General features: G+C 41.5%; 20 protein-coding genes and 1 pseudogene. All 21 read right to left on the reverse strand.

The annotated features are described in order from the left end of the window. A pseudogene (locus SORDD27_RS04220) lies at window positions 1-578 on the reverse strand (copper homeostasis protein CutC); the annotation flags it as partial. 93 nt (window positions 579-671) lie between these two features. Beyond that, window positions 672-1,031, reverse strand: a complete 360-nt coding sequence (locus SORDD27_RS04225; protein WP_001220359.1) for a YbaN family protein — start codon at window positions 1,029-1,031, stop codon at window positions 672-674. A gap of 106 nt (window positions 1,032-1,137) precedes the next feature. Further along, window positions 1,138-3,225 (reverse strand): type I DNA topoisomerase, encoded by a 2,088-nt coding sequence (gene topA, locus SORDD27_RS04230; protein WP_061427523.1) that lies wholly within the window; start codon window positions 3,223-3,225, stop codon window positions 1,138-1,140. A gap of 117 nt (window positions 3,226-3,342) precedes the next feature. Beyond that, entirely contained in the window at window positions 3,343-4,191 is an 849-nt protein-coding gene (dprA, locus tag SORDD27_RS04235; protein ID WP_049518802.1) for a DNA-processing protein DprA, read from the reverse strand. A 79-nt stretch (window positions 4,192-4,270) separates the two neighbouring features. Next, on the reverse strand, window positions 4,271-4,894 hold the full coding sequence (locus SORDD27_RS04240; RefSeq protein ID WP_061427525.1) for a hypothetical protein: 624 nt from the start codon (window positions 4,892-4,894) through the stop codon (window positions 4,271-4,273). A gap of 144 nt (window positions 4,895-5,038) precedes the next feature. Then, on the reverse strand, window positions 5,039-6,862 hold the full coding sequence (lepA, locus tag SORDD27_RS04245; protein WP_061427527.1) for a translation elongation factor 4: 1,824 nt from the start codon (window positions 6,860-6,862) through the stop codon (window positions 5,039-5,041). Between the two features lie 78 nt (window positions 6,863-6,940). Further along, entirely contained in the window at window positions 6,941-7,669 is a 729-nt protein-coding gene (locus SORDD27_RS04250) for a metallophosphoesterase family protein (RefSeq protein WP_061427529.1), read from the reverse strand. Beyond that, a complete protein-coding gene (gene recN, locus SORDD27_RS04255; RefSeq protein ID WP_061427531.1) occupies window positions 7,670-9,337 on the reverse strand; it encodes a DNA repair protein RecN in 1,668 nt (555 codons plus the stop codon). Between the two features lie 6 nt (window positions 9,338-9,343). Continuing rightward, window positions 9,344-9,775 carry an arginine repressor gene (locus SORDD27_RS04260; protein WP_001034390.1) on the reverse strand — a complete coding sequence of 144 codons (432 nt, stop codon included), beginning with the start codon at window positions 9,773-9,775 and terminating at the stop codon, window positions 9,344-9,346. Continuing rightward, complete coding sequence (locus tag SORDD27_RS04265; protein WP_061427532.1) at window positions 9,768-10,583, reverse strand: TlyA family RNA methyltransferase; 816 nt, start codon at window positions 10,581-10,583, stop codon at window positions 9,768-9,770. Before SORDD27_RS04265 ends, SORDD27_RS04260 begins: the two co-directional genes overlap by 8 nt. After that, window positions 10,576-11,451, reverse strand: a complete 876-nt coding sequence (locus tag SORDD27_RS04270; protein WP_061427534.1) for a polyprenyl synthetase family protein — start codon at window positions 11,449-11,451, stop codon at window positions 10,576-10,578. Before SORDD27_RS04270 ends, SORDD27_RS04265 begins: the two co-directional genes overlap by 8 nt. After that, a complete protein-coding gene (locus SORDD27_RS04275) occupies window positions 11,448-11,660 on the reverse strand; it encodes an exodeoxyribonuclease VII small subunit (RefSeq protein ID WP_061427536.1) in 213 nt (70 codons plus the stop codon). Before SORDD27_RS04275 ends, SORDD27_RS04270 begins: the two co-directional genes overlap by 4 nt. After that, window positions 11,638-12,978 carry an exodeoxyribonuclease VII large subunit gene (gene xseA / locus SORDD27_RS04280; RefSeq protein WP_061427538.1) on the reverse strand — a complete coding sequence of 447 codons (1,341 nt, stop codon included), beginning with the start codon at window positions 12,976-12,978 and terminating at the stop codon, window positions 11,638-11,640. Before xseA ends, SORDD27_RS04275 begins: the two co-directional genes overlap by 23 nt. 128 nt (window positions 12,979-13,106) lie before the next feature. Continuing rightward, on the reverse strand, window positions 13,107-13,745 hold the full coding sequence (udk, locus tag SORDD27_RS04285; protein ID WP_001181369.1) for a uridine kinase: 639 nt from the start codon (window positions 13,743-13,745) through the stop codon (window positions 13,107-13,109). A gap of 111 nt (window positions 13,746-13,856) precedes the next feature. After that, window positions 13,857-14,735 (reverse strand): tRNA pseudouridine(55) synthase TruB, encoded by an 879-nt coding sequence (gene truB / locus SORDD27_RS04290; RefSeq protein WP_061427540.1) that lies wholly within the window; start codon window positions 14,733-14,735, stop codon window positions 13,857-13,859. Window positions 14,736-14,762: 27 nt separating this feature from the next. After that, window positions 14,763-16,010 carry a hypothetical protein gene (locus SORDD27_RS04295; protein ID WP_061427542.1) on the reverse strand — a complete coding sequence of 416 codons (1,248 nt, stop codon included), beginning with the start codon at window positions 16,008-16,010 and terminating at the stop codon, window positions 14,763-14,765. 25 nt (window positions 16,011-16,035) lie between these two features. Next, the gene (locus tag SORDD27_RS04300) at window positions 16,036-17,310 is read right to left on the reverse strand and encodes a DUF2130 domain-containing protein (RefSeq protein WP_061427544.1); all 1,275 of its coding nucleotides are present in this window, start codon (window positions 17,308-17,310) and stop codon (window positions 16,036-16,038) included. 93 nt (window positions 17,311-17,403) lie between these two features. Then, window positions 17,404-18,684 (reverse strand): O-acetylhomoserine aminocarboxypropyltransferase/cysteine synthase family protein, encoded by a 1,281-nt coding sequence (locus SORDD27_RS04305; RefSeq protein ID WP_061427546.1) that lies wholly within the window; start codon window positions 18,682-18,684, stop codon window positions 17,404-17,406. Window positions 18,685-18,834: 150 nt separating this feature from the next. Beyond that, entirely contained in the window at window positions 18,835-19,632 is a 798-nt protein-coding gene (locus SORDD27_RS04310; RefSeq protein ID WP_061427548.1) for a formate/nitrite transporter family protein, read from the reverse strand. Window positions 19,633-19,829: 197 nt separating this feature from the next. Further along, window positions 19,830-20,585 (reverse strand): class A sortase, encoded by a 756-nt coding sequence (locus SORDD27_RS04315; protein ID WP_000018509.1) that lies wholly within the window; start codon window positions 20,583-20,585, stop codon window positions 19,830-19,832. Next, the coding region (gyrA, locus tag SORDD27_RS04320; protein ID WP_231069291.1) for a DNA gyrase subunit A at window positions 20,585-22,880 on the reverse strand (2,296 nt) is incomplete at its 5' end. The genes gyrA and SORDD27_RS04315, both read right to left, overlap by 1 nt.

The following is a 22,880-nucleotide window of genomic DNA, read 5'->3' on the forward strand; positions in this document are numbered from 1 at the left end:
TTTGACGGTTATACCAAGTCAATCCCCCCACCTGGTAAAATTTCAATTTTACCTTTTGCATGTCCCAAAATTCTGTGATAGTGTTCAAAACGTTTCTCTAGCGAGTCCCCAGAAACTCCAGCGCGAGTTAAGATACGAGTGACACCAGCTTGGCTGAGCCAGTCAATGGCTTCCAACTGGTCTTCTTCTCTCAATTCATCAAAGGCCATGTGGAAGACAATTTCCATTCCTTTTGATGCAGCAATCAGCTTCTCAAGATTAGTCTTATCCAACTTCTTATCAGCAGTTAATGCACCAAAGACGACCCCTTGGCTACCTGCTTGAGCAGTCAAACGAATGTCTTCTAGCATGATTGCTATTTCAAGATCAGTATAGACAAAATCGCCACCACGGGGACGAATCATAGTCATAATGGTCGTATCGTAGTTAGCTGCCAGTTCAACCGCTGCCTTGGTCACTCCATAGCTAGGTGTTGTTCCTCCCACTGCTAGATTGTCACAAAGTTCGATTCGACGAGCTCCAGCCTGCATGGCTTTTTCTAGCAAGGTCACATTTTCAGCACAAAATTCGTAAATCATTTGATTCTCCTTGATGTTTTCTTTAAATTTATTATATCATATTATTTTAAATATGCTTTCATTTTTATCAAGGCAAATAACTACTATTTTTATCTATTCTTTGTCAGGAATGACTTTAAAGAGATAATAGGTGATAAAGATAGTCAAGGCTCCCAGACCGATTTTGACTGGCAAAAGAGGAGCAAAATAAATAGAAATTCCCATCAAGATATAGATAGATACGATGATTTTTTTCTTTCGTTCTCGCGCTATTGACTTGGTTTCCCGAAAGTCAGCTACATAAGTCTGATAGAGCTTGGTGTGATAAAGCCAATCTTCAAATCTCTTTGAAGACTTGGAAAAGCAAGCAATTGATAGCAAAAGGAAGGGCGTCGTTGGCAAGAGGGGCAAGACAACCCCAACAAGAGCCAAGGCTAAAGAAATAAAACCAATACTTAGGTAAATAATACGCATGTCTTCTCCTAATTGAAATAATCTTCTACTAGTTTCCCACAAAGTGAGGAAATTTGTCAAGCTTCAAGTAAAAAGAGCCTGAAATTTATTTTCAGGACTCTTCGTGTTATTTAATTTTCTCTTCTTCGTAGTCGCCATTACTACACACAATCTGTTTGCCACCACCACGGACTTTCTTCTCCATAAGGAAGTGACTACATTTTGGACAATCACGTCCAATTGGTTTATCCCAGGAAGTAAATTCACATTCTGGGTAGCGATTGCAACCATAGAAGATACGATTGCGCTTGGTTTTGCGTTCGATGATTTGTCCTTGATGACAGCTTGGACACTCGACACCAATCTCCTTAACAATCGCTTGTGTATGACGGCAGTCTGGAAAATTGCTACAAGCATAGAATTTACCAAAACGACCGAGCTTAATCACCATCGGACTACCACAAACCTCACAGTCAAATCCAGCTGGCTCATCCTTGATCTGGATTTTTTCCATTTCGGATTCAGCCTTTGCTACTTCTTTGGAGAATGGTTTATAAAATTCGTCAATAACACGTTGCCACTGCTCTTTTCCAACCTCGACATCATCCAGTTTTCCTTCCATCTCAGCTGTGAAGGTCACGTTTACGATATCTGGGAAGTATTCAACGATGAGTTTATTGACAATTTCTCCCAGTTCTGTCGGTTCAAAACGTTTAGCAGCCAGACGAACGTAGTAACGTTTTTGGATAGTTTCAATGGTCGGAGCATAGGTTGACGGACGTCCAACCCCATTTTCTTCCAAGGTCTTGATAAGAGTTGCTTCCGAATAGCGAGCTGGCGGTTGGGTGAAATGTTGTTCTGGCTTGCTATTGACCTGTTTGACCACATCTCCAACAGCCATATCTGGCAACATTTTGTTCTTGTCAGAGTCATTGTAGATAGCAAGATATCCATCAAACTTAACTTGGCTTCCATTTGCCGCAAACTGAACCCCATTTTGAGAAAGCTTAACAGCCATGGTATCAAAGATAGCGCCTGTCATCTGGCTTGCCACAAAACGATTCCAGATAAGGGTATAAAGCTTAAGCTGGTCTTTGTCCAAGTACTTAGCGATGCTTTCAGGTGTGTTAAAGACACTAGATGGACGAATGGCTTCGTGGGCATCTTGAGCTCCTGAGGCATTCTTGACCTTGCTACCATGCTTGGAATACTTGCTACCAAAACGGTCGTTAATGTAGTTTGCCGCTTCGTTCTGAGCCACAGGACTGATACGAGTCGAGTCTGTACGCATATAGGTAATCAAACCTTGCACGCCTGATCCGATATTGATCCCTTCATAGAGCTGTTGAGCCACCATCATGGTCTTTCGAGTACGGAAATTGATTTTGTTAGCCGCATCCATCTGCATGGTTGAAGTCGTATAAGGTAGGGGCGCATTGCGTTTGCGTTCTTTCTTATCTACCTGGTCTACTGTGAAATCTTTGCTAGTCAAATGGGACAAGACTTCTTTGACTTCTTCGTTGCTAGTCAATTTCATCTTTTTGCCATTCATACCATAGAAAGAAGCCTGAAATTGCTTGGTTCCCTTTTTAAAGACACCATCAATTGTCCAGTATTCTTCTGGTTGAAAGGCATTAATTTCATTTTCACGGTCAATAATGAGCTTAAGGGCAACAGACTGCACGCGTCCTGCTGATAAGCCCTTCTTGACCTTTTTCCACAAAATAGGCGAAATCGAATACCCTACCAAGCGGTCTAAGACTCGACGAGCTTGTTGGGCGTCGACCAAGTCCATGTCAATCTTGCGAGGTTCTTTAAAGGCATTTTTTACTGCGTCCTTGGTGATTTCATTAAAGACTACACGGTTGGCATCATTCTCGTCCAAATTGAGAATGTGAGCCAAATGCCAGGAAATTGCTTCTCCTTCACGGTCCGGGTCACTTGCCAGAAAGACTTTATTAGCCTTTTTGGCTTCTTTTTTCAGATCATTGATGAGAGGGCCTTTGCCTCGGATATTGATATACTGCGGTTCATAGTTATTTTCAATGTCGACTGACATACTGGATTTCTTCAAATCACGGATATGCCCGACACTGGCTAGAACCTTGTAGTTTCTGCCTAGGTATTTCTCAATCGTTTTCGCTTTAGCAGGCGACTCCACGATGACTAGATTTTTTTTAACTGTTGATTTTTTCTTCTTTGTTGCCGTAGCCACACTATCACACCTTTTCAAAGTAATAAACTTTATAAAGTGTAAACCATTTTTCTATAGCTGTCAAGACCTAAGTCCTATATATAGAAGAAAAGTTTATCTGAGGAAACAAATTTCTCCTTAAAATTCAAACTCAGCAAGCACATCTTGACCACTGCTAATCAACTTTGCTCCCTCTTGGATCAGGTGGTGACAGCCATCTGAATGGCCATCTAAAATGTTTCCTGGAATGGCAAAAACATCACGCCCTTCCTCCATAGCTCGCTCACAGGTGATAAGACTACCAGAACGCATCCTTGCCTCTGCTACAATAACGCCACGGCAAAGGCCAGCAATGATGCGATTACGAGCTGGAAAGTGAAATTTCAAGGGTTCTTCACCAGGTCCGTACTCGCTAAGTACCAAATGGTGATTGCCAATGTGTTCCTGCAAACGTTTATTGGCGCGGGGATAAAAAACATCCAATCCTGTTCCAATGACAGCAATTGTTCTTCCTCCATTCTGGAGTGCAGCCATATGGGCAGCCGTATCAATCCCTTTGGCCAAACCACTGACCACGATTAACTCGTTTTCCAAACCTTGAATGACTTTCTGAACCGATTTTGCTCCCTGACTAGAACATGAACGACTCCCTACAACGGCAACCTTTGGAAACTTCAACAAGTCCAAATTTCCTTTATAAAACAAGAGCACTGGAGCATCATAAATCTCACTCAGATCCCAAGGATAACAGTCATCAAGAATCGAGAATGATGGAAATTTCTGAAACTCTTTCTCCAACTGAGCATCATCTATCTGGAAATAGCGTTCCATAAAGACTGCAGGATTACGACACCCCGATATTTCTGCAATCTCACCTAGCAAGAGCTCCTGATCTACAGTCTCATCGTATTCAAGAACTGTTAAAATTTGTTGATTGGTCAGCCCAGCTTTTCTCAATTTGTAAATCTCATAGTTTGTGATCTTCATATACAACTCCATTTCTTTTTCTACTCATCTATCTATTCGTAAAAAAATAAAAAGAAGACCAAGGATCTTCTTTTTTCATTTATTCAGATTTAGTAGTTGACCAGCTACTTTCAATCATCGGTAAGATTGTTTTTAAAGTTTCCCCATCCCCTTCAAGTGAAACATAGCGGATTTTACCATCATTTGATCGGAAAACCCAGGTAACGAGGTATTTCCCTGACTTAGCAATTGCATTGACAACATAGGCTTCATAGCCTCCAATGGTCGATTTGGAGCCCCAAACCTTACTGAAATCAGAGCTTTGTTCTTTAGAAGTTAAAATACTAGATGAGACAGTCACAACATCCAGTTTAGCATATTCTTCTTCGCTGATATTAAACTGCTCAGCCTTGAAGGTATTCAGCGTAACAATGTTGATATCTGTCCCATCACAATACTGTATATCATTTCCACCTTCTACTTCATGGAATCGAACCCATGATTTGGGTACCTTGACAAAGCCATACTCATTCGAGCCGATGATTTGCGTCTCTTCCTTTTTCGCTTCAGAAACAGCAGAACTAGAGCTACTTGTTTCCTGACTGCTAGAAGAACTAACAACCGCAGTCGAATTTTCTTCGGTTGCTGTTTGCGATTTATTGGAGCATGAAGCTAAAAAAGCACTAACAGTAAGTACAGTACCTAAAATTAATAATTTTTTCATCCTACCACCTTTCCATCTGCATTATAAGAAAAATAAGGACTTCTGTCAAATTCTAACCTGATCGATTCTGTTAGTTTCCGATTTAATAGCTCACATTTAAAGCAAAAACTCTTGAAAAATCTTCAAGAGTTTAGTTTTCTATTTCTATTCTTCATCCATGCTCAAGACGCTGAGGAAAGCTTCTTGTGGAACTTCCACTGATCCGATAGCCTTCATGCGTTTCTTACCAGCTTTTTGTTTTTCAAGCAGTTTGCGTTTACGAGAAACGTCACCACCATAACACTTGGCAAGTACGTTCTTACGAAGGGCCTTGATATCAGTACGAGCCACAATCTTGTGTCCAATAGCTGCTTGAATCGGCACCTCAAATTGTTGACGAGGAATGATTTTCTTGAGCTTATCCACGATGAGTTTCCCACGTTCGTAGGCAAAATCCTTGTGAACGATAAAGCTGAGGGCATCCACCTTGTCCCCATTGAGAAGGATATCCATTTTGACCAGTTTAGATGGGCGGTACTCTGACAATTCGTAGTCAAAGCTTGCATAACCACGCGTCGAAGACTTAAGCTTATCAAAGAAGTCAAAGACAATTTCAGCAAGCGGAATTTGATAGATAACATTGACACGATTATCATCAATATAGTCCATGGTCACAAAATCCCCACGCTTGCGCTGAGCTAGTTCCATAACTGCTCCGACAAACTCCTGCGGTACCATGATTTGCGCCTTGACATACGGTTCTTCAATGGTCACAATCTTAGTTGGATCTGGAAATTCAGAGGGGTTAGACACATCCATAGATTCACCATCAGTTTGGTTAACCTTATAGATAACAGACGGAGCTGTCATGATGAGATCAATATTGAACTCGCGCTCTAAACGCTCTTGGATAACATCCATATGGAGAAGTCCAAGGAATCCACAACGGAAACCAAATCCAAGAGCCTGAGATGTTTCTGGCTCAAACTGCAAGCTGGCATCGTTGAGCTGCAATTTTTCTAGGGCTTCACGTAGGTCATTGTACTTGTTTGACTCGATTGGATAAAGACCTGCAAAGACCATGGGGTTCATTTGCTTGTAGCCGTCTAGTGGTTCTGCTGCAGGATTACTTGCTAGAGTAACTGTATCACCCACACGAGTGTCTTGAACCGTCTTGATAGAAGCCGCAATATAACCAACGTCACCTGTCGCTAGGAAATCACGACCAACTGCTTTCGGTGTAAAAATTCCGACCTCAGTCACATCAAAGGTCTTTCCATTGCTCATGAGTTGAATTTTATCGCCAGGTTTAACCACTCCGTCCATAACACGCACTTGGAGGATGACCCCGCGATAAGCATCATAAACTGAGTCAAAAATTAAGGCTTTTAATGGAGCTGAAACATCACCAGTTGGAGCTGGCACTTTTTCAACAATCTGCTCAAGAATTTCTTCAATACCAATACCAGCTTTGGCTGAAGCCAAGACCGCTTCGCTGGCATCCAGTCCGATGACATCCTCAATCTCTGTACGCACACGCTCTGGATCGGCTGCTGGAAGGTCAATCTTGTTAATGACTGGCAGAATTTCCAAATCATTATCCAAGGCTAAATAAACGTTAGCAAGAGTTTGCGCCTCAATCCCTTGGGCCGCATCAACCACCAAAATTGCTCCTTCACAGGCAGCTAGCGAACGCGACACTTCATAGGTAAAGTCCACGTGCCCTGGCGTGTCAATCAAGTGGAAAATATAGGTCTCACCATCTTTCGCAGTGTAATTAAGCTCAATGGCATTGAGTTTAATGGTAATCCCACGTTCACGCTCAAGATCCATACTATCCAGAAGTTGGGCTTGCATTTCACGACTAGAAACCGTCTCCGTCTTTTCCAAAATGCGGTCTGCTAGGGTTGATTTCCCATGGTCAATATGGGCGATAATAGAGAAGTTCCGAATCTTCTCCTGTCGTTTCTTCAATTCTTCTAAGTTCATGATGCTCTTCCTTTCAGGGTATCTATTAATTATAAATTGTTTTTAACATTTTGACAAGACCATACCCTGCTAGGAGTACTAATCTTCGGCAACAAAACCATCATTTTCGATAAAGTGGTGTTCTGTCATTCCTTGGTCTGTAAAGACGATTCCATGAAGGACACCACCATAGACAGCTCCTCCATCCATGCCAATCTTGCCATCCTCTGTTATCCAAAGCTCAGCTGTACCTCGGTCTTGCTTCAGTAAGCCATAAACTGGTGTATGCCCAAAGACAATGGTTTTCCCAGTATGATTTTCGGCTTCGTGGAATGGTTTTCTGAGCCAGACTTTCTTGTAATCTGTGGTTTCATGCCAATCATCCAAAGTTAAATCAATACCCGCATGAACAAAGATATACTTGTCTGTCTCTACTACAAATGGCATTTGACGAATAAATTCGACCAAGTCTGCTGCTTCTGTCGCAACCCGTTTGGCATCTTCTACGCCATCAACTGGTGCATCCAAGGGACGACCTAAAATTGAGTTAATGGTTGTATCACCACCATTGCGACGATAATGGTCATAGCTTTCTTCTGGGTCATCGAGCCAAGTCAGAAACATATACTCATGATTACCTGATAAACAAATAGCTCCTTGATTGTCGACCAAGTCTTTGACCATCTCTAGAACACGGCGACTGTCTTCACCACGGTCAATCAAATCCCCTAGAAAGAGCAACTGAGTTTGACCATCCCATGTTTTGAGAAGATCTTCCAGCATACCTGCTTTTCCATGGACATCTCCAATTACATAATAGTCTGTCATTTATTTCATCCTCGTTTGCAATAATTCTCTGGCTTGGGTAAGGGCAGCTTCAGTTACATTTTCCCCAGCCAACATCTTAGCTACTTCCTCTACTCGCTCTTCTAAAGTCAAAAGGCGAACCGTCGACACCGTTGAGTGCTCATCGCTAATCTTCTCAATAAAGAATTGATAATCCGCGATGGCAATCACTTGTGGAAGGTGAGAGATAGCAAGAACCTGACCATGCTGGCCAATCTTATGAATTTTTTGAGCAATGGCCTGGGCTACACGACCTGAAACTCCCGTATCCACCTCATCAAAGACAATACTGGTCTTGCCTTCCTTACGAGAAAAGGCAGACTTGATAGCCAACATGAGACGGGATAATTCCCCACCAGACGCAACTTTGACCAAGGGTTTAAAGTCCTCACCCGGGTTAGTAGAAATGTAAAACTCGACCGTTTCATTCCCCTCACGGCTGAACTTACTCTTACTAAAGCGAACCTGAAATTGTGCCTTCTCCATATAGAGATCCTGCAGTTCTTGCTTAATCTCAGCTTCGAGCTGCTGGGCCAAATCATGACGAGCAGATGCAAGCTGCCCTGCCAAATCGACAAGATTAACTTCCAATTTCTTGAGCTCTGCTTCCATGTCTTCGGAAGAAAGATTATTACCTGTCAAGAGATTGTACTCTTCTGTAATCTTGGCAAAATAAAGCAAAACGTCGTCCACAGTTCCACCATACTTGCGGGTAATAGTATTCAGAAGATCTAAGCGATTCTCAACCTGCATGAGGCGATTGCCATCAAAATCTAAGTCCTCAATAATATCTTCCAAACGCTTGGTGATATCTTCTAAAACATAGTAGGTTTCTGATAGAGAACTTGAAATTTCACGGTATTCAGGGTCGTATTCTTCAACACTTTCCATGTCATTCATAGCTGAACGGACATTAGCAAGACTGGAGAATTCCTCATTGTCCAACATACTGTAGGCATTGGTTAGCGTATCCGCAATATTCTTATGATTGAGGAGTTTATCTCGTTCTTGGTTGAGAGCCAAGTCTTCACCAGCATGTAAGTTCGCTGCCTCAATCTCCGCCATTTGAAATTCCAACATCTCAATACGAGCCTTATGTTCCTGCTGGTTTTTCTTGACTTCCAAAACCTGCTTGCGCATTTTACGATAGGCATCAAAGCTCGTCTGATAGGTCTCCTTCAAGTCCAAGAAAGCAGCATCACCAAACTCATCCAACATTTGGATATGAAGTTGTGGACGCATTAACTCCTCTTGGTCATGCTGACCATGGATATCCACAAGGTGTTGCCCAATAGCACGCAAGACAGAAAGATTGACCATCTGGCCATTCACGCGACTAACACTACGACCATTTTGCAGAATTTCACGCCGGATGATAATTTCATCACCCATTTCCAAACCTTGCTCATCAAAAAGTTCCTGTAAAAGGCGACTATTTTCAACTGAGAAAAGCCCCTCAATCTCTGCTTTTGGCGCACCGTGACGAATAACGTCTGTCGTTGCACGAGCCCCCAACATGAGATTCATAGCGTCGATAATGATAGACTTTCCAGCACCCGTTTCCCCGGTCAAAACAGTCATACCCTTTTCAAAATTGAGTGAAATCGCCTCAATAATGGCAAAGTTTTTTATCGAAATTTCAAGTAACATACTGACCTACCATTTTTTGACTTGTTCAACAATTTCCTCAGCTGCCTCTGCTGTTCTAGCTACAATTAAGATAGAATCATCATCAGCTAGACAGCTAAAAATCTGTTCAGAAAATGCTTCAACCAACTGACTCTTCACAAAAATAGTATTTCCAGGAATGACAGCAAGGTTGATCATATTTCCCATTAACTCAGAACTCACAATATTGTCCTCAGCCAACTGCAAACTTTTGACGATTGATTTTGGCAACTCATAGATATAGGTGTTGTTCTTCAAAGGAATTTTAACAATCCCAAGCTCCTTGATGTCTCTTGAGACAGTGGCTTGCGTAGCAGAAATACCTGCTTCCTTCAAATGCTCAACGATTTCTTCCTGAGTCCCGATCTGATAATCCGTAACAAATCTTCTAATTTTTTCAAGTCTCTCTTTTTTATTCATCTTTAAATTCTCTATGTGCTCTCTCTACAACTTTTTCTATTTCAGGAGCAACTTGGTTACTTGCTCCCTCTTCCTTTTTCAAATATGCCAGAAATTCGATATTTCCATGTCCACCTTGGATTGGTGAATAGTCTAATCCAAGCACTGAAAACCCTTGTTCAACTGCCATAGCAGTGAAAGCTTCAAGGACAGTTTGATGAACCTTGGCATCTCGAATAATTCCATTCTTTCCAATCTGCTCACGACCTGCTTCAAACTGGGGCTTAACAAGAGCTACAATTTGACCTTGATCAGCCAAGACGCGGTGCAAGGCTGGTAAAATCAAACTTAAGGAAATGAAACTCACATCAATACTGGCAAAGCTCGGTTCCCTTTCGAAATCAGTCTTTTCAGCATAACGAAAATTAAACTGCTCCATGCTGACAACCCGTGGGTCTTGACGTAATTTCCAAGCCAACTGATTGGTGCCAACATCGACTGCAAAGACTAACTCAGCACCATTTTGCAACATAACGTCAGTAAATCCTCCAGTGGAGGCCCCAATATCAATCGTTGTCGCTCCCTCGACTGACAAATCAAAGACCTCCAAGGCCTTCTCTAGTTTTAGACCACCTCGACTGACATACTTGAGTTTTTCACCCTTGAGTTTTAGTTCAGTATCATCTGGGATTTTCTCTCCTGGCTTGTCAAAGCGTTCTCCATTAAGGACTGCTACGACTAGTCCAGCCATGACACCGCGCTTGGCCTGTTCTCGCGTTTCAAACAAGCCCTGTTTATAAGCTAGTACATCCACTCTTTCCTTAGCCATTGATTCTCAAACTTTCTACTACTTTCACAATCGATTCTGTTTCAAAGGGAACCTGCTGGGCAATTTCTTCTAATTTAGCCTCGGCTTGATCCAGAGTTTGGTTACAAAAGGCAATAGCCCCTTCCAAGCCCAACAAGGCTGGGTAGGTCGACTTTTCTGCCTGCAAATCCTTTTGTGGTGTCTTGCCGATTTCCTCAAAACTAGCGGTCACATCCAGCACATCATCTCTGACTTGAAAAGCCAGTCCAATCAATTCACCAACCGTTTTCAGTTTTGCTTGTAACTCTGGTGCTAATTCTGCTATGATAGCTACTGCTTGGAAAGGATAGGCTAGTAATTTGCCTGTTTTATTGGCATGAATTGTCTGGAGCTCTTCCAAGGACAAGTGCTGATGTTCACCCTCCATGTCCAGAACCTGCCCTGCCACCATGCCCAGACTTCCTGAAGCAAGGGATAAGTTGGCAATCAGGTCCACCTTGATCTGACTTGGCAAATCCGCCTGCGCTATTAAGGCATAGGGATCTAGGAACAAGGCATCACCTGCCAATATTGCCATCGCTTCGCCAAATTTCTTGTGATTTGTCAAACGCCCTCGACGATAATCGTCATCATCCATGGCAGGAAGATCATCGTGAATCAAGCTCCCTGTATGAATCATTTCCAAAGCCGCAGCCACCTGCGCGTGTGCTGGTCTAATAGCAACATGCAAGGCTTCCAAAACCTCTAACAAGAGAAAAGGTCGAATACGCTTGCCACCAGCATGAATGGAATAGAGAACGGACTCTCGTAGACTAGAAGCAAACTGCTGGTCTCCATAAAAATCTTCCAAAGCCGATTCAACAAGAGCTAATTTTTCTTGCTTCTTCATTCAAAATCACTTTCTGTTCCGTCTTCTTGCATGACCTTAACCAAGGTCTTTTCAGCCTTGTCCAGTGTCGCTTGGAGCTCTTTTGACAAGACCATGCCCTTTTGAAAGGTCGCAATCGCATCTTCCAAAGCAATTTCACCATTTTCCAAACTTTGGACAATGGTTTCCAGTTCTGCTAGATTTTCCTCAAATTTCTTTTGTTTTGACATCTTTAACCTCTAATTCTACTTGACCATCTCGCATCAAAAGCGTCACTTGGTCTTTTTTATTCAACATCTCAACAGAATCGACTACGGACTCTTCTTTTTTGACAATTGCATAACCACGCGCCACGATTCGACTGGTATCCAACATCAACAAAGCTTCTGAAAGTCGCTTGACTTCAGCAACCTTGGTATCATAAACAAGCGCCATTTGGCTACGTAGGAGCTTATCCAACTGACCTAGGCGGTCTTGATAGCGTTGGATTTTGGTCACAGGTGATAATTGCACCAGTTGATGTGTCCTTGCTTGTACTAGTTGTTTGTTATCGGAAATCTGTGTGCGCAAACTTTGTTTTAATCTCAGTTGCAGTTGATCTAACCGTTGCAAATAACCATCATACAAGCGCTCTGGTTGTCTAAAGATGACTGACTGACTGCATTTTTTCAGAGCTTCTTTTTTTCTTGACAGGACATTCTGAACTGCTGTTGCCATCCGCTTTTCTTGGTTTTGCAAATGAGCTAATACATCCAACTTGGTCACAGGCGTTGCCAGTTCAGCAGCAGCTGTTGGCGTCGCAGCCCGTCTATCTGCCACAAAATCCGCCAAGGTCACATCCGTCTCATGACCAACACTAGAGATGATGGGTAAACGGGATTCAAAAATAGCCCTTACCACGATCTCTTCGTTAAAAGCCCAGAGATCCTCGATGGAACCCCCACCACGACCAATGATGAGAACATCTAGGTCCTCACGTTGATTGGCACGCGCAATATTTCGAGCAATTTCCTCCGCTGCTCCATCACCTTGTACCTTGGTCGGATAGAGAAGGATATCAACACCTGGGAATCGCCTGCTGACGGTCGTGATAATATCTCGAATAACGGCTCCACTGCGACTGGTTACTACACCAATTCGCTTAGAAAACTGGGGAAGAGGTTGCTTGAAACGTTCTTGAAACAGGCCTTCTTCTGTCAATTTTTTCTTGAGTTGTTCAAACTGAATCGCAAGCGCACCAACTCCATCAGGTTCAGCCTTCTCAATGATGATAGAATAGCTCCCGCTCGGTTCATAAACCTGAACTCGCCCAATCACATTGATTTTCATCCCTTCTTCGAGGTCGAAACCTAATTTCTGATAGATCCCTGACCAGATGGTCGCTTGAATGACTGCATGGTCATCTTTTAGGGAGAAATATTGGTGCGTAGGTCGTTTACGAAAGTTGGAAACTTGACCAGTTAAATAGACCCGTTCCAAGTAAGGGTCTTTATCGAATTTCATTTTCAGATACTTGGTCAAAGTTGTTACCGATAAATACTTTTCCATCTCCACCTACTATTCATTTTCTTGCTTTTCCATGAGTATTATTATACCAAAAACATGCTTAAAAATCACCTTTTTCCTACTGAAACTAAAGGAAAAATAGAAAAAGGAGGCTAGGCCTCCTCATCTGATTATTTACTGTTTCGCGCTTCTTCCAAAATCTTTGCAATCTTGGTGGTCAAAAGGTCGATAGCAACTGTATTGCTGACCCCTTCAGGAATGACGATATCAGCATAACGCTTGGTTGGCTCGATAAACTGGTGGTACATGGGTTTGACCACACCCAGATATTGGTCAATAACGCTATCTAGACTACGGCCACGCTCCTCCATATCACGCTTGATTCGACGAATAATGCGCACATCATCATCTGTATCCACAAAAATCTTGATATCCATCAAATCGCGCAGACGCTTGTCCTCCAAGACTAGAATCCCCTCAACGATAAAGACATCCTGAGGCTCCTGACGATAGGTCTTGCTACTCCGTGTATGCGCTGTATAGTCATAAGTTGGTATGTCCACTGGGCGCCCTGCCAACAATTCCTTAATCTGCTCAATCATCAAGTCTGTATCAAAGGCAAATGGATGGTCGTAGTTGGTTTTGACACGCTCTTCAAAAGTCAGGTGAGACTGATCCTTGTAGTATGAATCATGCTCAATCATGGAAATCTTTTCATCAGGAAAGTGCGATAAAATGGCTCTTGAAACACTTGTTTTTCCTCCACCAGAACCACCTGTCACTCCGATAATGATTGGTCTATTTTGCATGCTATCCTCCGTTTTTTTATCCGTGGTCTATTCTATCACATTTTTTGCAAAATTTATAGTCTGATTTGGATAGTCTAGGGGAAACAAATCCATCCCCACACTCCAGTTAGACTAGCCAAAAACCTTTCTTGGTTTGTAGAAATTATCTCGTTTTTCTAGAATGGCTAGCAATGTATCTCCTTCAAAGGCAGCTAATTCCTTATCTGACTGATCAAGCTCAATAAAACGACCAAAGCGAATTTCTGTAGCTTGTTCTGGAGTTAGGGTAACTTTAACAAGATCCCCCGTTCCAATCTCTAGAGGATGGAGAAAGTCCAACTGACCAGCCTCCACTTTTGCAGCAATTTCGTCCAAGGTAAGAGCATCTTCAAGTTGTAAACCTGCAGCACTGGTTCGAGTCAGATGGGACATATGGGCCGCATAACCAAGCTTCTCTCCCAAGTCAACTGATAAGGTACGGATGTAAGTCCCTTTACTGCATTTTACACGAAAAGTAAAGCGTGCAAGATGACTCTCATAAGAAATCGGACTTGTCCGCTCAAATTGATAAATGGTTACCAGGCGTTCTGGACGCTCTACTTCCTGACCAGCACGCGCATACTCATAGAGCTTGCGACCATTGACCTTAACAGCCGAATACATAGGTGGAATCTGAGTAATAGGCCCAGTCAGACTGGCAATCGCTTCATCGACAATGGTTTCATCCAAGGGCGACAAAACAGGTGTCTCAGCAACCACTTCCCCACTAGCATCCTCGGTCGTTGTTGAATAGCCGAGAGTGATTTCCCCCTCATAGACCTTGCCCTCATCCTGCATGAACTCGACCATACGTGTCGCCTTGCCCACCGCAATAGGTAAAACACCCACCACATCCGGATCCAGCGTCCCACCATGACCGATTTTCTTAGTTCCCAAAATCTTACGCAGTTTAAAAACCGCGTCATGCGAGGTCATCCCCGCTTCTTTTTTTAAGTTGATAATACCGTTCATTTTTGCTTTCTAATTTCCCTTTCACTTCTATTCCTCATTGTTTAAATCAATTTTTTTAATATCATATAAATCCTCAGAGTAAAATAGTTTACCCGACTCAATTGGTAAAATATATTCAAAATTATCATCATTTTCAAGCCGCTTATACTTTCCATTAACAACCGAAAAGGAGTCAGTATTTATGTTGTAATATCCATCTGGAAGGCTTGAAAAATCAATATCTCCTAGTTCCAATAGATTGCTTTTACTAAGTGATAAATGCAACCAAACAGCACCCTCCTTCATAAAGTCTTTAATAGAAAGAGTCGCATATCCTCTAAAAGCTTGATTTTCTTTACTTGATGAATTTTGATTTCGAATAGCTTTTTCTACTAGAAAAGGAGTTAACCTATATGAACTTGATATTTTAAAACCAGGGCTAGCTAATGGCTGTTCTTTATCATCAATAACTACTAAATCATATCCTTTCTTTTGTATTGCACTTTCTACAGCCGATTTAAAATCATTCAGAACTGTCTGCGCTTCTTGGCTTGATACAGAAAGCTTCAAGAATTCTTTAAGACCATAATTCTCATTAATGAAACTGACCTCTGTTAATTTTTGACGAATGTACTTAGCACCTACTTGAATCGTTATCCCATTATCCGATACTTCAAAAATACTAATATCTGAAACGTTGCTATCTATTTCTACGCTTTTAAGAGCGACATCAAAATTCATTCCCCTAGAAGAATAAAACTCTTTTAATTGTTGAACTTTAGCATTATTTCTAAAGTGGATTTGAATTCTACTTCCTACAAATGGAGAAAAAATACCAATCAAAAATAGAATAAGTAACTTGCGACTTATTTTTGGATTGTAGTCTTCCTTTTGATAAATCCAATCTAAATATGGAAATAGAAATAATGAAAAAATGAAACTCCAAAGGTCAATATCTTTTATAAAGTCAAAGGAAACGATCATTTTAAATCTTAGCAAAAATATCAGAAAAATTGCTAAAAAAATATTTCCAACCAATAGGAATGCAATGATGCGTTTCGATTCATTTTTTGCTTTTCGCACATAAGATATACCCACCAGAAGATTAGCCAAAAAACTAATTCCATAACCGAATATAGTTGGAATCAATCCAAAAATAGCAAATAATAAACTATATCTTGAGTCAGTATCACCTACGCCTTCAATATTTAAAAGACCATATAGGAGATTAAGAAAAAATACAACTAATGGTAAATATGCAATATAGATATCCGAAAATTTCAAAGTTTTTTTCATAGGAACTCCTGTTTTTAAGATAATCTTATTTCTCCTTCAGCGCATCAAACTTGGCTTTCATTGTTGGATTCTTCCGAGTCAATTTTTTTACTGAAACTTCTTCCAATTTGTTATTAGCGAGGCGGAGTTGGTTTTCGGATGTGGTTAAGAATTTCTTGATCTCTTCCATCCGTTTGATGGCCTTGTCGATTTCATCGATTGCTTTACCAAAGTTGGTCGAAGCAGAGTTGTAGTTTTTGGCAAAAGCCACTTTGAAAGCATCCAAGTCTTCTTCAAAATGCGTAATATCGATATTCTGCTCTCGAACCAAGGCCAACTCTTGCTTATATTTCAAAGAATTAAGCGCCGCATTTCGCAAAATACCAATCAACTGGATAAAGAACTGAGGACGAACCACATACATCTTTTCATACTCATGACTGACATCCACGATACCCGTGTTAAAGTAATCGTTATCTGCTTCTAACATGGTCACTAAAACCGCATACTCGCAGTTCTTTTCCCGACGATCCTTGTCCAATTCCTTGTAAAAATCTGCATTCTTATGCTTCTTCTCCGTCCCATCCGCTTCGTTTTTCATTTCAAACATGATGGAAATAATTTCCACTCCATTTTCATCACATTCACGGAAGATAAAATCCCCCTTAGACCCACGTGCAGAGACCTTGTTATCCTTCTCAAAGTAGGAATTTGGAAAGGCAAAACTGCGAACCTTATTGAACTCACTCTCCGCATACTGTTCCAGACTTTCCCCGATAGCTTTTGTAGATTGTTGGGCTTTGAAATTCTTATAAAACTCAACTTGTTCACTGGCTGCCTTGAGCTGAGCTTCGTAATTTTGCTTAACAGAAGCCAAAGACAACTCATTTTCTTTTTCTTGCAAGAGGAGCTGATTTTTGACCTGATCACGCTCTTTTTCAAGGTCAGAAAGGGTCTTTTGCAGTTGATTTTCATGCTCCAAACGCAAGGTGGCCAATTGGCTTTCCAAGGCCTGCACTTCCTTGTCCTTGGCCAATAAAGCCTCGTGGCTTGTCTGTTCAACTTCTTTCTTAGCTAATTCTTTTTCTGTATCAAAGTTTTGGATTTGACTCTGCAATTGCGCAATTTCTTGGTCCTTCTGAGCCAGTTTAGACTGTTGCTCATTCATAGCCTTTTGTTCAGCCAAGGCCAGCTCCTGCTTCATTCGATCGTGCAATTCCTTATCAAACTCAGCCGTTCTCACTTGGGATAAAAGTTCGGCATACTGACTTTCATTTACTGTAAAGACTTCCCCACAGTTGGGACATTTGATTTCGTTCATAACTTTCCTCTTTCTAGACTTCTGTAACCATTATATCATGCCTGAGGGAAAATCAAAAACAGTGAGTCGAAACCCACTGTTTATCCGTCTTTTTTAAACTTTTTCCAAGGCCAAGCGCAAGTCTTCAATTAAATCATCTATATTTTCAAGACCAATCGACAAGCGGATTTGGTTTGGTGTTATACCTGCAGTTTCTAGGTCCTTTTCAGACAACTGTCCATGAGTTGTTGTGGCTGGATGGACCACAAGGGACTTGGCATCTGCAACGTTTGCTAGGTTAGAGAAGATTTCCAGATTGTCAATCACCTTGCGGGCTTCTGCTTCTCCACCTTTGACATGGAAGGTAAAGATTGAACCCACACCTTTCGGCAAGTATTTCTCAGCCAAAGCATGGTAAGGACTATCAGCTAGTTTTGGATAATTTACTTTCTCAACCTTAGGATGGTTAACAAGGAAATCAACGATTTTCTCTGCATTTTGCACATGGCGTTCGACACGAAGAGAGAGAGTTTCAAGCCCTTGGAGCAAGAGAAAGGCATTAAATGGTGACAAGGCAGCACCTGTATCACGAAGCAATTGAACACGAACAGCGATAATAAAGGCTGCAGCACCCACGTCACGAGTATAGCTCAAGTTATGGTAGCTTGGGTCTTCCTCAACAAATTGAGGGAATTTTCCTGATGCTTCCCAATCAAAACGACCGCTGTCCACGATGACACCGCCAATAGTCGTACCATGTCCACCGATAAACTTAGTTGCTGAGTGAATGGAAATATCTACACCGTGAGAGAAAACGTTAATCAAATATGGTGTGGCAAAGGTGTTGTCTGAAACGAGAGGAATCTTGTGTTTATGCGCAATCTCAGCCAATTTTTCCAAGTCAGGAATGTTAATCAAGGGATTCCCCAAGGTTTCAATCAAGACTAGTTTGGTATTGTCACCGATAGCTGCTTCAACTTCCTCCAAATTATCCACATCTACAAAGGTAGTTGTGATTCCATAACGAGGAAGGGTTTCTTTCAAGAGATTGAAAGTACCACCGTAAATAGTTGACGCTGCCACCACATGGTCACCAGCGTGAGCAAGCGCCAAAATAGTGTAGGTTACAGCAGCCATACCTGATGCTGTCGCTAGTGCTCCAACACCACCTTCAAGAGCAGCGATTCTTTCCTCAAAGGCTGCTGTTGTGGGATTTGTGATACGGGTATAGATATTCCCTGGTTTTCTCAATGCAAACAGATCTGCACCTTCCTGCGTGTCATCAAAAACGAAGGATGTTGTTTGATAAATCGGTACTGCACGAGACTTGGTCGCTGGATCAACGACTTGCCCAGCATGTAATTGTAGGGTTTCAAATTTAAAATCACGAGTCATAAGACGACCTCCAAATAGCTTCATTAGGGATATTGTATCATCTTGTACCAGTCTTTTCCAATACAGTTTTTCTATATTTTGATATAAGGAACAACTATGACTAGTCCTACACATCAAACAAAAAAGCACGATTAACTCGTGCTCATTTCTTTAATCGACATAAGTATCTTCGTTTTTATTGAGGAAAGCGTATGGTAAGCCCATCAAGAGACCTCCTCCGATAAAGTTCCCGACAAAGGTTACACCCCAGTGACGAAGAATATTAGGTATGTCAAAGTTAGCAATTGAATCTGCTGCTACACTGAACTTAACAATCGCAAAAGAAGCAAAGTTCGCAGCAATGTGTTCGTTTGTTAAGAATACAAACATGTAAATTGCTGATAAGACAAGCCATAGTTTGGCTCCACCGTCTTTCACCAAAACGAATGAAAGAATGGCAATGTTTACAAAGATATTGGCTAAAATACCTTCAAGCAAGACTAGCTCATTGGAACGACCTAACTTCATCTCTACAACTCCTGAAATGAAGCTATCATGTGTTAGATTTGCATAGGCTGCTGAGTGTGCAAAGCCCCAACCTGCTATCAAAGCTCCGATGAGGTTGAAGAAGGTACAGTAAAGTAAAATCTCAGCTGTTTTTCTCCATGAGATTTTTTTCAAGAAACTACCAGCTGTCAAAAACATCATATTTGAAGTTACCAGCTCAGCATTCAAGAAAACAATGTAGGCCAATCCCCAAGCAAAAACAAATGGGAAGAGAAAACGTCCACTACCTGGAGCGATCTTATTAATCAAGTCAGCCCCAACTGCGCCTGCAGCCGTACTAAATGTCATAAAAGCACCTGCAAACATGGAACGAATCGCATACTTAAACTTGCTTTGGCTATAAAGACTTTCTTTCTTCTTGCAAGCAAATTCAATCTTTGAGATAAATTCTGAAGAGACCATAAAAAACTCCTAAACTTTTATTTGTGATAATTATAACATAATTCTTGTTTTCTCGAAAGCGTTTTCTGTAAAATTCTAAAATATTTATCTTAAAAATCTTTATCCTAAGCCTTATTATCCTTTTTCATAAGAACTATTTTGATCCTATTTGTTAACATAAAAACCAGTGAAATAGCACTTCACTGGTTCATTCATTCTTAATAACGTTGTCTATACGGTTGATTAAAGGCCTTCAAAATATCCTCAGAAGTCTCAGAATAAGCTTTTGATTCTTTAAAGATTCCTTTGACGATTATACGCTCAGTCGCATTATAATCAACACAGGTAACCAAAGTAATCTCCTTTACGCCATCACGATCCTCGATTTCATCTACACGGTCTGGTGTAACACGTTTAACTTCTGTAATCTCATAAGTATAAACTTTATCCTTATCCGTCAGGTAAATTTTCATACCTGCTTTGGCATTGACCAAAGGAGAGAAGAGCATTTGACTGGCATTTTCAGCAGTAAAGATATGGTGACTGGCTAGAGAATAGTTCCCTTCTCCCATTTTTTGATCAGGTTTCATGGTCCCTGCTCCGTAGAACAAGTTTACATTGTCCAAACCTTTGAAAATAGGAAGGTTAATCTCTACTTCAGGAATAGCAATACCTCCAATAACAGGAAGTTTCTGAGCATCCCATTGTGAAGCCAATACAGCTTCGGATGAAATAGACTTAACAGAGTCAAAATCAAAATTTCCTTCGGTTTTTAGATTTTCATCTATATTTTCCTTAGTTACTTGATTGACTTGGTATTTATTGGTATTCCAGACCAAAAAGATATCACGAATCTTTGAATTAAAAATTAAAGCTAGCGATAAAAGAATTAAGAAACCCGCTAAAATATTGATAAATAGATTTCTGCGCTTGTTTTTCTTACTCTTTTTATTTTTCGTTTTTTTATGAGACATTATGCTTCACCTTCTGTTTCAATTTCAGTCCCAACTTCTTCTTTTTCTGCCGCAGCAACCGTTGTAAAGGTCACAATCTTAGCATCCTGATCTAGACGCATCACCTTAACTCCCATAGTTGAGCGTCCTGTTTGTGAAATATTGGCAACGTTTGTACGGATCATGACACCTGTATCTGTGATAATCATCAGGTCTTCATCTCCTTTAACAGTGAGAAGACCTGCCAGAGGACCATTCTTCTCAGCAACATTGGCTGTCTTCATCCCTTTACCACCACGGCCTTTAGTAGGATATTCAGTAGCAAGTGTACGTTTACCATATCCTTTTTCAGTGATGATAAGAACTTCGTCTTGGTTTGTAATCACGCTAGCACCAACTACTGTGTCACCCTCACGAAGATTGACTCCTCGGACACCTGTCGCGATACGGCTCATGCCACGAACAGCTGATTGATTAAAGCGAACAGCATAACCAAACTTGGTACCAATGATAATATCCGTATCTTCTTCTGTCAGCAAGACATTAATCAATTCGTCTTCATCCTTGAGATTCAAGGCTTTCAGTCCATTTTGACGAATATTAGCGAACTCTTTAACACTAGTTCTCTTCACAATACCGTGACGAGTTGTAAAGAAGAGATAGGCGTCATCGCTACGTTCAGACTCAACGTTGATGATGGTCTGAATACTCTCACCTTCGTCCAACTTCAAAAGATTGACAACTGGCAAGCCCTTAGCGGTACGACCGTATTCAGGAATTTCATAACCTTTCAGTCGATATACGCGTCCTTTATTGGTAAAGAAGAGCAAATGATCATGGGTACTGGTTGAAACCAACTCACGCACAAAGTCATCATCCTTAACCCCCGTACCTTGAACTCCACGGCCACCACGTTTTTGAGCAGTAAACTCACCTTGGTCCAAACGTTTGATATAGCCCTTGTTAGATAGGGTAATCAAGACATCCGTTTCTTCAATCAAATCTTCATCTTCAAGAGTTAAGACTTCTCCGATCATCAACTCCGTACGACGCTTGTCACCAAACTTGCGTTTGACTTCGTCCAATTCCTCTTTGATGATTTGCGCCACGCGCTCAGGTTTGGCAAGAATATCAGCCAAATCTGCAATCAAGGCAATTAATTCATCATATTCAGACTGAATCTTATCACGTTCCAATCCTGTCAAACGACGAAGACGCATATCAAGGATAGCTTGACTTTGACGTTCAGAAAGCTTGAACTTGCTCATCAACTCAGCTTGCGCTTCCGCATCTGTTTCACTGGCACGAATGATACGAATCACTTCGTCGATATGGTCAAGTGCAATTAAAAGACCTTCTAAGATGTGCGCACGCGCTTCTGCCTTTTCCTTGTCAAAACGAGTACGGCGAACAACCACTTCTTTTTGGTGCTCGATATAAGCATCCAAAATTTGACGAAGGGACAAGATTTTTGGCACGCCATTTTGAATCGCCAACATGTTGAAACCAAAATTGGTTTGCATCTGGGTCATCTTGAAGAGGTTGTTAAGGATAACGTTGGCAGACGCGTCGCGTTTAACCTCGATCACGAAACGAACCCCTTCACGGTTAGATTCATCTCGTACTGCTGTAATGCCCTCAATTCGTTTTTCCTGAACCAAACGAACAATATGCTCATGGACCTTGGTTTTGTTGACCATGTAAGGAAATTCCGTTACAACAATTCGTTCACGGCCAGTTTTAGTTTCTTCGATTTCAGTACGAGAACGAAGGACAATGGAACCTTTACCAGTTTCGTAGGCCTTATGAATACCTGATTTCCCCATAACAAGGGCACCAGTTGGAAAATCTGGACCAGGCAAGACTTCCATCAAGTCCTTAGTAGTCACATCTGGATTGTCCATAACTAGCTTAACGGCATCAATCGTTTCACCTAGGTTGTGAGGAGGAATGTTGGTTGCCATCCCTACGGCAATCCCAGTTGCCCCATTGACCAAAAGGTTTGGAAAACGAGCTGGCAAGACCAAGGGTTCACGCTCATTGGCGTCGTAGTTGTCTACGAAATCAACCGTGTTTTTATTGATATCGCGAAGCATTTCCAGAGCAATCTTGCTCATCCGTGCCTCAGTATAACGCTGGGCGGCAGCACCATCCCCGTCCATAGAACCAAAGTTTCCATGCCCATCAACGAGCATGTAACGATAGCTCCACCACTGGGCCATACGAACCATAGCCTCATAAATAGACGAGTCTCCGTGAGGGTGGTATTTACCCATAACATCCCCTGTAATACGGGCTGATTTTTTATGGGGTTTG

Source organism: Streptococcus oralis, assembly GCF_001579025.1.
Lineage (GTDB): Bacteria > Bacillota > Bacilli > Lactobacillales > Streptococcaceae > Streptococcus > Streptococcus oralis_X.